Source organism: Bacillus sp. FSL R5-0585, from assembly GCF_038004545.1.
In the GTDB taxonomy this organism is placed as follows: Bacteria; Bacillota; Bacilli; order Bacillales; family Bacillaceae_G; genus Bacillus_A; species Bacillus_A cereus.
The window spans coordinates 1,311,462-1,325,295 of sequence record NZ_JBBORJ010000001.1 but is presented as its reverse complement, the minus strand read 5'-3'; the positions used below and the strand labels follow the sequence as shown (position 1 = coordinate 1,325,295).

Sequence of the window (13,834 nt, the reverse complement as noted above, 5' to 3'; positions counted from 1 at the left end):
TTTCTCCCCCATATTAAATGTAAAACCTAAATAAATCATATGAAGTCATTACCAATCCTTATCAGATTTTATTGTTAAATCGTAGGCTAAAGGCTCTTCAATAATTTTTTTAATCTCTTCTAATTTATTAGTTTTCCCAAGCGCCCACATCAATTTTGCTATGATGGCTTCCGTATTCATATCTCCAGACAATATTACTTGATGTTGCGCCACTTTCCGTCCTACTTCATAGAGAAGTATGTCTTCTCCTTCTTCCAGGCATTGAGTAGTAATCACTACAGCAATCCCCATTTCAGTCAACTCTTGAATTTTCGAAAGCAAGTTCCTTCCTTCAAAAGGTAATCCACCGTTTCCAAAACTTTCAATAATAATCCCTTTATACAAATCTTTTAAACAATCAAATACCTCAGGCTTTGTACCTGGATACAATTTCATAAGAAAAACATCCGTACATAAATTAGTATTTATTGAAAGTTCACTATGTGAGGAAGTTGGCTTCCAATGATATTTCACTTCATCTTCATTTACCTCAGCAACATATGGATAATTCACACTTTCAAATGCATCATAACTTTTTGTTCGCATTTTAACTGCTCTCGTCCCAATAATCACCCTACTATCAAAAACAATAAACACACCGCCAACATCCTCACAGGCAAACCTAAGAGCATCAGCTACATTTTTCTTTGCGTCTGTCTTTTTAAAACTAATAGGTACTTGTGAACCTGTTAAAACAACTGGTTTTCTTAAACCTTTCAGCATATAAGATAACGCAGAAGATGTATAAGCTAACGTATCCGTTCCATGTGTAATCACAAACCCGTCATAGTCATCATAGTGATTAAAAACAGCATTAGCCATTTCTTTCCAGTGCTCAGGTTGCATATTGGTACTATCAATATTCATTAAGATTTTGCAATCTATCTCTAAGTTTCGAGAAGACTTCGAAAAATAATTCAATAATTCCTCAGCGGACAATCCTGGAACAAGCCCCTCATTCCCCTCCACAGATGCAATTGTCCCACCAGTTGCAAGTAATAAAATTTTCTTCATACACAACCCCTCCATAAAATAAACAACGATATATCGTTCGCGTAATGCGTATTTATATTTATCATTATAGAACTTAATTTGAATTAATCAAGATTTTGTATTCAATACGCGTACTTTTTTTCTATTCTTGATTCTTTTTCTATGTTATAATTAATTTAATAAAATTAGATGGGGTATGAGACGAATGCTGGAACGTTTATCTAAATTAAGAAAAAATCAAAAATGGTCCTTACAAAAGACAGCAGATCGACTTGGGATTGCGAAAAGCACCTATGCCGGGTATGAAAATGGTTATAGATTACCTTCATTACAATCTTTATCAAAAATAGCCGATTTATTTGATACATCTGTAGATTATATATTAGGTCGAATTGAACATTCACATCAAAACAAAGATGTAATTGATATTACAAGACTCCTAAACGATCCAGATCCAACACTTTTAATAGATGGAGAAGCACTGTCAACAGAAGAGATAATAGATTTTATTGCTTTTGTGAGAAGTAAACGAGAACTAAGTTCCAAGAGAATAGAAAATATTGAACCAACATGTAAAAGTTGATTCAATAAAAAACGAAGACACTGTACTCTTTAAACTTAGAAATACTTAGACAATTAATTTGCAAACGGTTTATATAATGAATTCTTAGCAACTGGCCTCATTCGGGGACTTATACTTGGAAACAATCCCATTGGTTATATGATTCAATTATTTTTCATCATTTGTGTAGTGATAGCAGCTATTTTCGGAGGTTTCACATCCAATACATCAATTATCATGAAACAAGGATTTCTCGCTATTTTAGCGTTGCTTGCCCTTTTATCTGTCATATAGAACTAAAGCTTTTCAATAAAGGAACTCACTTTTGAAGAATACGCCATTCTTTCTGTAAATTTATAAGAAAGAATGGCGTTTTTGTATGTCTATTTCTGTATCGAAAGAATTTGAAAGTATAACAGAATTCAAACAAGAATTAGCAAAGTATATAAAGTACTATAATCATGAAAGAATCAAGGAAAAATAAAAGGAAATGAATCCAGTATTGTACTAGGCTCATTCCCTAGAGGCTATTTCATAAACTGACCTTTCTAACTTTCGGGGACACAGTCTAATTGAAGTGCTACAAGCAACGAATTTACTATTTTAAAGTTAAGTGTTTAACCTTGAAGTACTTAAATTCTTTTTTCCAAATAAAGCATACATTATATCTTGATGTTTTATTGTCCTCTTATAATTATGTGGTATCGGGAATTTGTTTTGTTGTTCTTTTATTATAATTATGATTACTGTAAGTGATAAAGCTACAGGTATAAAAACGATTAACAAAGCATCTTAATGTTTATGAAATGCTTTATTAATCGTTTCTCTTCTCCCTAATCTCCTGCGAGACTATATTTTTTCATTAAAATTTCCTATATCTTATTTGATTTATTTATTCTGTAACACCAGATTGGGTTACTTTCACATCAGCTGTTACACGAAAACGTAAATGTTTATAGGATTCTTCCCATTCTTGACTGTTCCATTTTCTTACGTGAGTTCTACCAAGCTTTCTAAGTCCTATAGGATCTGTGTCTTTTTTAATAAATCTCTTTATCAATGTAGTTGCCTTTTTTTCTATTTCTGTTTCCATAATTTTTTCTAATTTTTTTATTTCTTTAGGATTATCTAGATTTTTTGTTTTTGTAAATTCTTGAATTTCAGCTTTAACTTGAATATGAGCATTTACGAATGGATGCTTACTATTCCCCTCCATCTTATATTTTGTTCTAGCTTTTATATTCTCTATCGTGGCGTAAGTATTTGAGGAACCAGGTAGTTTGAATTGGTATGTACCTTGTTTAAAATTATCTGTCAACAATTTAAATACAAATAAATCTTTAGGGTTCACTTTATCAACCATTTTACATCTTTTAAAAAGTGCTATTCCATCTAACTCCAACACGTTACCTTTTTTAGATATCATCGGTAAATAAGAATCTCTCGCATCATCATTAAGTTGATTTAAAAACATAAAAAAATTTGTTTTTGGTTGCGTTCCATTGTCCATATTTTGCTCCAGTAAAGAGGATAGATAGGAAGCAATTTCTTTTTCTTTAGAATAGTTCCCCTTTAATAGTGATTCCCCTTTTACATTTGTAATTGCTAAATAAATTGCATTTCCTACACTAGGATTTCGGTTCAAAGTCTCTAAAATTTCCTGCATTCCCTTTTCAATTATTTTTTCATTAAATATAATAACACGCAATTGCCCCAACTCTAGAGGTCCAGAAGATTTTTCGGATGCTCTTGCCAGAACTTCTCTACCAGTCTGGCCTGATGCTGAATAGATTTTTGTTTCACCTTCCCCGCCTCCTTTATAAGCTGAAATCGCAAAGGTTCCTTTTAGCTTACCTTCTGCTTCGGTATCATATGCCGCAACTTGAACTAAGTCAATGTCATCCACAATTTTCGTTTTAGCACAACCTATTAAGAAGACACTTACTATAAGGAAAAGTATCCATCGCTTCATGTTTATCTCCTTAACTTTATTTTGGCGGTTTGAATTAGCCATAATATAGGTAGGTATACATATATATATACAAAGCCAATTTGACCTGTCCAAGTATTTAATAAGTTAATTTTATTACGGTTATTCAAGAAAAATGATAAAACAAAGATGAACAGGATGATAACTGGCAAAACATATTTTTGCTTTATTCCCAGTGCCTCTTTTATACCACGACTTACTCCCCATAATGTAAAGGAAACATTGGGTAATATAAAAAAAGCCCAAACAGAAACAATAATGTATTCAAACCGCTCTATAAAGGGAAATTGTATAATTTTAATCATGCTTAAATATGCCCATATCGCGCTCGCTAGTTGTTTTTCACTAAAAAACGCAAGAGTTAAAATCATAAGGTATGTGTAGACAATAGTCGTTACTAAATTTGCATAGTGCGCATATTTTTGAGACGTTCTTGCCTTTTTAATAAATGGGTAGTATAACAATAACATTTCAAATCCAAAAAAACTAAACATATTTCCTTTCATTCCTTTCATAATTTCTAGGAATGAATGCTGTGCAATTGGAAATAAATTCTGAAAATCTGCATACTGCAAAGGATAAAAAAATGTGAAGATTAGAATGCTTGGGATAACAATTCCAAAGAAGCCAATTCCGGCAACTACACGAAATCCTCCAGTCACAATGTAATAACATAGACCCAAAAAAGCCCCTGCTATAATCCAAGATGAAATGGAAGGAAACATCCAAACATGTACTACTTCGATATAAGTATGTAGTGTTGTTGCACCTAACAATACAATATAAGATAAAAAAATGAAGTTGAACAATCCACCAATCCATTTTCCAAGTACGTCTTGATTGATTGCAATGATATCTCCATTACCCTGATTTAAAATCTGATATATAATCCAAATCATAAGATTAACAGATATTCCAAAAAGCAGCGTGCTAATCCACGCATCATTTCCAACTAATTTTGCACTAATCCTTTCAAAACCAAGCATACCAACCCCCATCTGTATAGTAATAATTAAAAAAAACACCATATATGGAGAGACTTGATACTCAATTGGGATCTGTTTCATAATGCTCCTCCCTGTTAATTTCAATCATCAAAATCATTTCGTGATTTGATTTTATTTTTCTCTACCTCTTCTGGATTAAAACGAAAACGCTGTTTAGATCTTGAAAAAATAGGACGTCGAAACATCGCTGAGATCGGCAAACGGATAATGCTGTCTTTCCAATCTGTAGGGCGTGTAGGATAAAAAGGAAACAAATAAGGACGTCTTAATGATTCTGTACGTAATAAACGTGCTAAAAGCAAAGAGCTTGTTAAAACAATTCCTAATAAACCCAACAGGTGTGCAGATATTATAAAAGGAAAACGAATTACTCGAATTGTATTACCAATTCGATATATTGGTGCTGTAAATGAGCTAAGAGCTGAAAGTGCAACAATAATAATGAGTACATTACTTGTAAGACTTGCCTCTACAGATGCCTGTCCAATTACAATACCACCTACTATACCGACAGTTAGACCCACTTTAGTTGGTAAACGTGCCCCCGCTTCTCTCAGTAATTCAATCGTTATTTCTAAAAAAAGCGCTTCAATTAATGGAGGAAAAGGTACTTTACTTCTCGATATGATTAACGTTTCAAGAAGTTCTTTTGGAATAAGCTCGTAATGATATGTTAAGATTGCAACATATAATGGAGTCGTTAAGACAGAAAACATAAAAGCAAAAAGCCTTAATAGACGAAAAAAAGAGGCAATAATCCAAGGCATGGTGTAATCTTCTGTCGTAGAAAAAAAGTCAATTAATGTTGTTGGAAGAGTGATGGCATAAGGCGAGCCATCTACAAAAAGTGCAATTTTCCCTTCTGCCAATACAGCTGCTACACGGTCTGGTCGTTCTGTATTCAAAAATTGAGGAAATATAGAATTCGGGTTGTCTGCAATTAACTGCATCAAATACGTGCTATCCAAAACATGGTCTGTTTTTATTTGACTTACCCTTTTTATAATTTCTTGTAGATTTTGATCATTTACAATTCCCTCAATATATACAATCGCAACGGTTGTGTTAGATAGAGAGCCTACTTTCAATTCCTTCATTTGTAAATAAGGTGTTGGAAGCTTTCTACGTACTAAATTTAAGTTTACATCTAAATCTTCAACAAACGCGATTTGTGGACCCACGATATTGTATTCAATTTCAGCTTTTGTAATATCTCTTTTTTCTTTCTTTGCCACATTGATTAACAAGCCATTTAATTTATCTGTATCGAACTGAATAAGTATATAGCCGTTTAAAATACTATCCTGAATATCTTCCATTTGATTTGTTATTTTTGAATTTTCAAAGGGTAAGACAGACCGAATATCTTGTAATGAATCGAAGCTCTTCTCTTTTATATAAGTTAAAACCTCTTCATGAAATATATTTACATCGATTAAGGTTCTAAAATATGAAATGACTATAGAGGATTTGTTTGAAGCGATCTCCAACGTTATAAAATCTTTAGATTTTTTTAGTAATTGCATTAATTCCTGCAAAGATTTTATAGAGTGAACAGGTACTTTTTCATGTGGTTTCAATTGATAATACCCTTCCTTTCAAAAAGAACCTATATATAGTTTTTAGAAATTTCTATTTTAAAAATGAGGGATATTTATATGTCAATATGCTCATTAAAAATAATACCTTTTTAACTAACTTAACCAAAATTAGTTAAAAAATGTATTACGAGCAAAAATTTGAAATGTCCCCAAGAAAAATTACAATATTAAAAACATCCTTTCTTTTGGTTCTAAAGAAAGGATGTTTTTATAACAGGCTTTTTCAAGTGTCTATTCCATAGGGTACATTTACCAGTGTTCTTCTCTTTATTATTTCATTAAGTAACATTAGCATTACATTCTGTATGGTTTCTTAAAAAATTTCAGTAAAAGAATATATTAATTTTGAAGTGTACAAATAGGAAGAGTGACTTCAACTATAGTCCCCTTATTCACTTCACTCTCAATAAATATCTTTCCCTGATGTGTTTCAATGATTTTATAACAGATCATTAACCCTAAGCCAATCCCCTCTTCTTTAATACTATAAAAAGGTTCTCCGAGGTATGGTATACGTTCTTTTGGAATCCCACACCCTTGATCAATAAAACGAATGCTTACTTGATTATTATCAAGTCTATTTATTTGAATCAGGATTTCCCCTCCCATCGGCATAGATTCAATTGCATTTTTTAATATATTAACAAATACTTGTTTTAATTGATTTCCTTCACATGAAATCAATGGAATACCAGGGTTAAGATTGATTCTAAATTTTATATTATTCATCATTGCTTGAGGTTGTAGTAGCATTAAAACTTGATCCATTAGCACACTAATGTTATTAGGTTGCATTTTTACCACCTGTGGTTTGGCTACCGCCATAAATTCAGTTGTAATGCTCTCTATACGCTCAATCTCTGATGATACTATATTAATATAAACCTGATTATTCTCATTTTCCGTTGATTTTAGTAATTGCATGAACCCTTTCATTGCAGTTAATGGATTATTAATCTCATGAGCCATTACAGTCGCTAATTGTCCTACAACAGCAAGTTTTTCAGATTTTCGTAATAATTCTTCTGTTTTTAGCCGTTCAGTGATATCACGAGAAATACTTAGAAAAACTTTTTTACCATTTAAGTTAAAAACACGAACACTAAACTCAGTTGTTATTACTTTTCCTGTTGGAAAAACATATTCATCTTGCAAAGTGAAGGAAGTTTGTCCTTTTTTAATTTTTTCTAATAACCTTACGATTATTTGAGAATCTTGTGGTACTATATTTGAAAATGATAATGAGAGCAACTCTTCTCTACTATATCCAAATCTTCTACACCCAACAGGGTTTACCTCAATAAATCGACTTGGAGTATTATCTTCATTCAGCTCTACTACATATACCGCATCAGTTGCTTGTTCGATTAGTGCACGGTACTTCATTTCACTATCTCTTAATTGCTGGTGTAATCGATGCCGTTCTCTTTCTGCTTGTTTTCTTTCAGAGATGTCTCTACATATTGCTGATAAAGCTATCACATTTCCTCTTACATCTAGTATAGGAGAAACTGTCAGACTGATATCAAGAAGACTCCCATCGCTCCGTTGTCTAACAGTTTCTAATCTAGTAACCACCGATTCACCTGTTAGAATTTTCTGAATATTTTTAAGTGATTCTTCCATTAAAAAATCTGGTACACAAGGTAATCTCTTACCTATGATTTCTTGTGATGACCACCCAAATATCTTTTCATAAGCTTTATTGGCTTGTAAAATATGCCCTTCTCGATCAGAAATGGTAATAGCATCTAGATTGTGCTTTATAAATGATTCTAATAATTCTTTGGTAGCGCTTAATTCTGATTCTACCTTTTTCCTTTCGGTTATATCAACTGTAGAACCAACAACTTCAATAACTTGTCCATTTCGTTTAATTGGCCTAAGCGCAATAAGAATAATAGTTTTATCATTTGGCCAAGGTAATTCAAATATAATCTCTTTTCCTTCCCATGCCTGGAGATAGTACTTCATCAATTGTGGAACTAAATGTGGAGGAATAATAGAAGCATCAATAGTACGTAAGCTTTTTCCTACCACCTGTTCAGAATAAAATCCGTTTTGATAATAAAACTGTCCATCACATAAAGTGTGTATAAAGTGCTTACCCACTTTTTTAAATTTAAAAATTCCTCCTTGAAGCTCATGTACGGTATCTGTAAGTTCTTGCTTCGATTTTTTTAATTCTCGATTCATTTTAGATAAGTCCTGTGTTAAATAATACAATCTCTGGTAGGCTTCCATAAGAAATAGCCCAATTAAAAGTCCTAACGCTATATATAATAAGCCTCCTGTGTAAAGTAATGTAGTATTAAATAATACGCCAACTAACCACTTTATTCCAATAAAAACAGAAAAATATAACGATGCACTTTTAAAAGGATGTAGTTTTTTTTCATAAGTTTTAAAAGTAGAAAATAGAATCCCCATACCTAAATAAGCAATCACAGGAGGTTCCCAATACTCTCCAATGTAAAAGATACGCATTAATATTATGCTAATTAACGTAATCCAACCAGCAATACGACCAAAGTAAATAAAAGATAGAATAAGAGGAACAACTCGAAGATCGTAGGAAAATCCCATGTATGGAAAAGAAAAGAACATTAACGTAACTGCAATAATCCCTCCATAGAGCTTTTCGAAATATCGACTAGAATTAATTGTAAACACTTGAATAAATATTGCTGCGCTAACTAATAAAGAAAAAATAGAAAGGTTGATGAAATAATCTTTAATAATCATGTAATGTCCCTCCTTGCATTAAGTGTATTCGACAAAAAAGCTAAAAATCCTACAAATTGTATAAACAGTTCAAATGCATAAATTTTAAACTAGGATAAAATCTGGAAAAATAAATAAGGAGCACAGCAGATGAGATATTTTAATGAAAAATAGTTCAAAAAAGATAATAGTAACCGTTGACTACTATTATCTTTTTTCTTTAAGTTATCGTAATACGTATGAAACTCTAAGGGACGTGGTATGTCATTTCATCAAACAATGATTATATGCTGAGTCATGAATATAGAAATTTCAGCAGTAATTTTTAAAAAATAACATAAAAAACAAAACTATCTTTGAAAATGGAAAAAATCTATATGAATGTCAACTAATCTATGTACAAAAAAGTTCACTTAATTTTGCATAAAATCACTCCACTTAGGAAGCTAAGTAGTTCTTCAAGGTCGATAAGAACACCTGTAGATGCTTCAGGATAACTACATAATTGTATGGGTAATGTACTTGAAACCTTTCGGTAAAACCATACACATAATACAACTAACTCCTTGGTTCAATATTTACTTTTTCGCTGAACAAATTCTTTTTCTTGAGCAAAATATTCTAGGATATAAGGAGATTTTCCGATTAACTTGGTGTCTAGTTTATTCTCCAGCTCCAATTACTTCGTTACTTTCAGATTCAGTTCATTATATTTTGTACTTTGTCTTTATACACAACATATTCTTTACCATCCACTACTGCTACTACCGCAAATTCATCATTTGGATTGAATGAAAGCCAATCAGCCCACATGTTAGTATTAGCCCCTCCACTCCACATATTATGAACAGTGTTTTTAGTTAAATTCATAACTTTATAAGACGCATTTGGCGCATTTGTTCCAGTCTTTATTTCAAAAGTGTATGCGTTATGAATTTTTTTATAAAAGTAGAAAACGTTTGATGGACGAAGCTGATTCAAAAAATCCTGTTCTTTTTTCTCTGCAATTTTTATCCCTTCTTGCAAAGTGACAACATCTGTTTTTAATGTTTTCCAACTGTTTTTCGCTGCATTCAAGCTAGGGGTTAAGAATTTATATTTATTTTGATCAGCTTTTTGATCAGCTTTATCAATATGTCCCAGTACACCCGAATATTGAGAATCTAAATCCTCCCATTGCGTAGACATATAAGTAAGAGCAGTGATAGCACTATCAAGCATACTATGCATATCACTAATATTATGAAATGCAACTCCAACTACACGATTCAATGTTATTTTATAATCTACAGTCTGACGCAATTTTGCTAATTCAGGTTCTAGCCAACCTAACTTACCTCTTGCATCACCTATCATTATGCCACCAGCAATCAAGGTTGGAATAAAGGGGATTTTCACCATGTCTAACCCCTTAGATTCTATGTCTTTCTGATATTTTACTTGTCCTAAAAGGTCCTCTAGACGCTTTTGGTCCGCCTCCACATCAGCACCTTGGTTTTTTAAAATCGATTGCAATGTCTCTTTATGACTTCCAAATGTTCTAACATCTTCTCCAATAGCATTTTTCAATTGAATTAATTCTTCTATTAATGCTTTTGCAGATTTTTGATTTTGTTGAATTCCTCCCTGTAAATCTGTAATCCCTTTTTTTAAAGTATCTCCATTTCCGGTATTAATCGCCTCTACTAATGTTTCATAATAATTTTCAAATTTTGTATCGTATTCTATAATGCCTGTCAATGTATCAAAAAGCTGTTTTTTTACTTGTGTATTCCATGTAACAGCATGTGCTCTTGCATTCTTTTGATCTTGTACAATTTTACTAGGTAAATCTGCATTTCCATTAATAGTTATTCCTTCAAAACTCACATCTGGATTATTAATTAGCAAATAAGAATATTCATTCATAGCTTTTGCAAATAAACCAGCATCTTGCAAAGCTTTTTTCATCTGTTCTTCATTTGCTGAAAGAGACATATTTTCAGTGTTCGTTTGTTCAATTTCAATTGCAAAAGTTTCTAGTGGTATGACTGCATAAGTAGTTGTTATAGTTAAAAACGCTGATACAGCGAGTAGTTTATTAGGGATTTTTTTCATCATTTCGTATTCCTCCTATATAAGGTATGGTTTCAAGTTCTAATCTTATTAAAAAACGATGTCTTTCAAAATGAGTTCTACATCTTTTATCAGTATCGTTTGAACTTTCTTTAGCAGCCTTCAAATCATTAAGTATTAAAGAAAATGTATATAATCTGCTTCAAATTAACCGATTCTATTGCAAATTTTAAAAAAGCAATTAAACTACAAGGTTATTTTTTATTCGAATCATACTTATATATAATTGAAAGGCGAAGTCTTTAATGAGACTCCGCCTTTCTGTTATATAAGGATTTATTAATTATTACTTTTCTGTTTAACAGTGTAATCATAGACTTTCTATGTTTTAGTTCACTTTACGCAGAATTAATATTTCCCTATTTTTGTGGAGTAACAGTTTCCACTTTTAATTCCTTTATTCCTTCTTTTAATGTAACAGCATCTGTTCGTAATGTTTTCCAACTGTCTTTCGCTGCATTTAAATTAGGCTTTAAGAATTTAAATTTATTTTGATCGGCTTTTTGAGCTGCATTCTCAATATGCCCTAGAACGCCCGAATATTGAGAATCTAAATCATGCCACTGCGTGGACATATAAGTAAGAGCGTTAATAGCATCATCAAGCGCCTTGTGCATTTCATTAATATTACTGTAAGCAACTCCAACTACACGATTTAAGGTTACTTTATAATCCACGGTCTGACGTAATTCTGCTAATAAAGGCTCTAACTTACCTAAATTATCCCTTGCTACTCCCACTATAATACCGCCAATTATTGGTAGACCCAAAATAGCACCCTTCATTACATTAAACCCATCAGATTCTAATTGTTTATAATAGTTTACTGATCCTAATACTTCTTCTAGACGCTTTTGATCGGCATCAACATCTGCACCTTGATTTTTTAAAATTGACTGCAAGAGCTCTTTATTACTTCCAAAAGCTCTAACATCATGTCCAATAGAGTCTCTTAATTTAGTTAATTCTTCTATTAGTTGTTGTGCATACTTTTGATTTTGTTGAATTTCACCTCGCAAATCTGTAATCCCTTCTTTTAAAGTTTCTCCATCCCCTGTATTAATCGCTTCTACCATTGTTTCATAATAATTGTCAAATGTTGTATCGTATTCAACAATACCATTCAATGTATCTAAAAGCTGTTTTTTTACTTTCGTATCCCAAGTAACGGCATGTGCCCTTGCATTCTTTTGATCTTGTACGATTCTACCAGGTAAATCTACATACCCATTAATAGTAATTCCCTCAAAATTCACATCAGGATTCTTAATTAACATATAAGAATAGGCATTCATAGATTTTGCAAATAATCCAGCCTTTTGCAAGGTCTCTTTCATTCTCGCTTCATTTGCAGAAAGAGCCGTATCTCCATTATTCGTTTGTTCAATTTCACTTGCAAAAGTTGTTACTGGTGAAACTACATTAGCAGTTGTAATAGTTAATAACGTCGATACAGCGAGTAATTTATAAGGGATTTTTTTTATCATTTCATTTTCCTCCAATTTAGGTTTTAAATTTCAGTTCTACTCCTGTTTAAAAGCAATATCTTTTGAAATGAATTCTGCATCTTTATGAATATCATTCCAACTTTCTTTAGCGGCTTTTAAATCATCTGGTATTAAAGAGAATTTGTGGTCTTGCATAGAATCGATATTATCCAGTAAATCTGTATAATTTGCGCCCATTGTATTCCATTGCTTTTGAATATTTGTTAGAGACAATATCGCTTGATCTACAGTCTGATATAAATATGCCAATGTTTCTTTCGCGTTAGTAAGCGAAAGAACTGCTTGATTAGCACGATCTGCTTTCATACTTAATTCTCCGATTTTGTTAGAAATTTCATTATAGGAGTCCATATGCTTAGATGCTGTGACACCAGCCGCAGTTCCTAGACCGATACCAGCTGCGCCAAGAGCCGAGAGTCCACCAACAACAGCCGGTGTTGCTGTACCGCCAGTTACAACAATAACTACCGCTCCTCCAATAGCTGCAATAACTAAAATAGCTGCTCCCAATCCACCACCAATTGACCATGCTAATACATCATCAAAATGTTTTTTCTGAGTAGAACGAAGTTGCTCAATTTCAGCTTGAAGTTGTGGAATCGTTGCCTGTTGACCTGCTAATATTGCAGTTAATCCACCTTTCCCATCCGGACCACCAACATTATTTTTAAAATCTGTAGAATTTTGATATAGTTTCCCTTTGAAGTCTTGCAGCATCTTAATCACATCTGTAACTTCTTTTGAATTTGTATTGATTGTAGTAATTAAATCATTTATACCCTCTTTTAGACCTGCCTTATCTTTCTTTTGTACAGTTTCTACTAATGTGTCGTAATAATTTTGAAATTGTTCATCGTAATTTACAATATTACGAGCAGTTTTTTGAATCTGTGGCTTCGCTGTATCTAACCAGTAATTCGCATTGATTCGTGACAGCTCTTGATTAAGGTGAATATTTTTGAGCAACTCTCCCCCCTCTGAGCCTAAATCGATATTAGATAAATTTACATTTGGTTGCTTAATCATTGTTTTTGCGTATAAATCCATTACTAGAATATGAGACCCTGTTTCAGCTAATGCTTTCTTCAGTCCTTCGGGGCCTAATGCATAATTGCCTACTTTTTGTTCTTGAGCGGTCGTTTCTTGTGCAAATGCATGAATAGTGTTACCGGTAGTAGCAGTTATAACAGTTGCTAATGTAGCTAAAGTTAGTACTTTGAATGGAAATTTTTTCATGACTATTCTCCTTCTTTCGCTAAATGCTTATAATCTTTATGAATTCCCAAAAAACGCAA

At 32.4% G+C, this 13,834-nt stretch carries 9 protein-coding genes and 3 pseudogenes; 3 read left to right on the top strand and 9 right to left on the bottom strand.

Annotated elements, in window-relative coordinates; all coding sequences use genetic code 11:
* Positions 1-48: 48 nt before the first annotated feature.
* Complete coding sequence (ansA, locus tag MKY38_RS06855) at positions 49-1,053, bottom strand: asparaginase (protein WP_070179892.1); 1,005 nt, start codon at positions 1,051-1,053, stop codon at positions 49-51.
* Positions 1,054-1,237: 184 nt separating this feature from the next.
* On the opposite strand from ansA, the gene ansR reads away from it, so the two are divergent.
* The 3 genes and pseudogenes from ansR to MKY38_RS06840 form a co-directional block, all read left to right on the top strand.
* A complete protein-coding gene (gene ansR / locus MKY38_RS06850; RefSeq protein WP_341050269.1) occupies positions 1,238-1,615 on the top strand; it encodes an HTH-type transcriptional regulator AnsR in 378 nt (125 codons plus the stop codon).
* 57 nt (positions 1,616-1,672) lie between these two features.
* A pseudogene (locus MKY38_RS06845) lies at positions 1,673-1,888 on the top strand (DUF1304 domain-containing protein); the annotation flags it as partial.
* Between the two features lie 103 nt (positions 1,889-1,991).
* A pseudogene (locus MKY38_RS06840) lies at positions 1,992-2,078 on the top strand (IS3 family transposase); the annotation flags it as partial.
* Positions 2,079-2,203: 125 nt separating this feature from the next.
* On the opposite strand, the pseudogene MKY38_RS06835 reads toward MKY38_RS06840, so the two are convergent.
* The 8 genes and pseudogenes from MKY38_RS06835 to hblD all read right to left on the bottom strand — a co-directional run.
* A pseudogene (locus MKY38_RS06835) lies at positions 2,204-2,335 on the bottom strand (excinuclease ABC subunit C); the annotation flags it as partial.
* Between the two features lie 151 nt (positions 2,336-2,486).
* Positions 2,487-3,566 (bottom strand): Ger(x)C family spore germination protein, encoded by a 1,080-nt coding sequence (locus tag MKY38_RS06830; RefSeq protein ID WP_046392857.1) that lies wholly within the window; start codon positions 3,564-3,566, stop codon positions 2,487-2,489.
* A gap of 2 nt (positions 3,567-3,568) precedes the next feature.
* On the bottom strand, positions 3,569-4,651 hold the full coding sequence (locus tag MKY38_RS06825; RefSeq protein WP_000809697.1) for a GerAB/ArcD/ProY family transporter: 1,083 nt from the start codon (positions 4,649-4,651) through the stop codon (positions 3,569-3,571).
* A 20-nt stretch (positions 4,652-4,671) separates the two neighbouring features.
* Positions 4,672-6,171 carry a spore germination protein gene (locus tag MKY38_RS06820; RefSeq protein WP_065223197.1) on the bottom strand — a complete coding sequence of 500 codons (1,500 nt, stop codon included), beginning with the start codon at positions 6,169-6,171 and terminating at the stop codon, positions 4,672-4,674.
* 360 nt (positions 6,172-6,531) lie between these two features.
* On the bottom strand, positions 6,532-8,937 hold the full coding sequence (locus MKY38_RS06815) for a PAS domain S-box protein (RefSeq protein WP_341048491.1): 2,406 nt from the start codon (positions 8,935-8,937) through the stop codon (positions 6,532-6,534).
* Positions 8,938-9,615: 678 nt separating this feature from the next.
* On the bottom strand, positions 9,616-11,016 hold the full coding sequence (gene hblB, locus MKY38_RS06805) for a hemolysin BL regulatory component HblB (protein ID WP_000976163.1): 1,401 nt from the start codon (positions 11,014-11,016) through the stop codon (positions 9,616-9,618).
* A 374-nt stretch (positions 11,017-11,390) separates the two neighbouring features.
* Positions 11,391-12,518: a hemolysin BL binding component B gene (hblA, locus tag MKY38_RS06800; RefSeq protein WP_000591972.1), complete on the bottom strand. Its 1,128-nt coding sequence runs from the start codon at positions 12,516-12,518 to the stop codon at positions 11,391-11,393.
* A 36-nt stretch (positions 12,519-12,554) separates the two neighbouring features.
* On the bottom strand, positions 12,555-13,775 hold the full coding sequence (gene hblD / locus MKY38_RS06795) for a hemolytic enterotoxin HBL lytic component L1 (protein WP_000714435.1): 1,221 nt from the start codon (positions 13,773-13,775) through the stop codon (positions 12,555-12,557).
* Positions 13,776-13,834 lie beyond the last annotated feature (59 nt).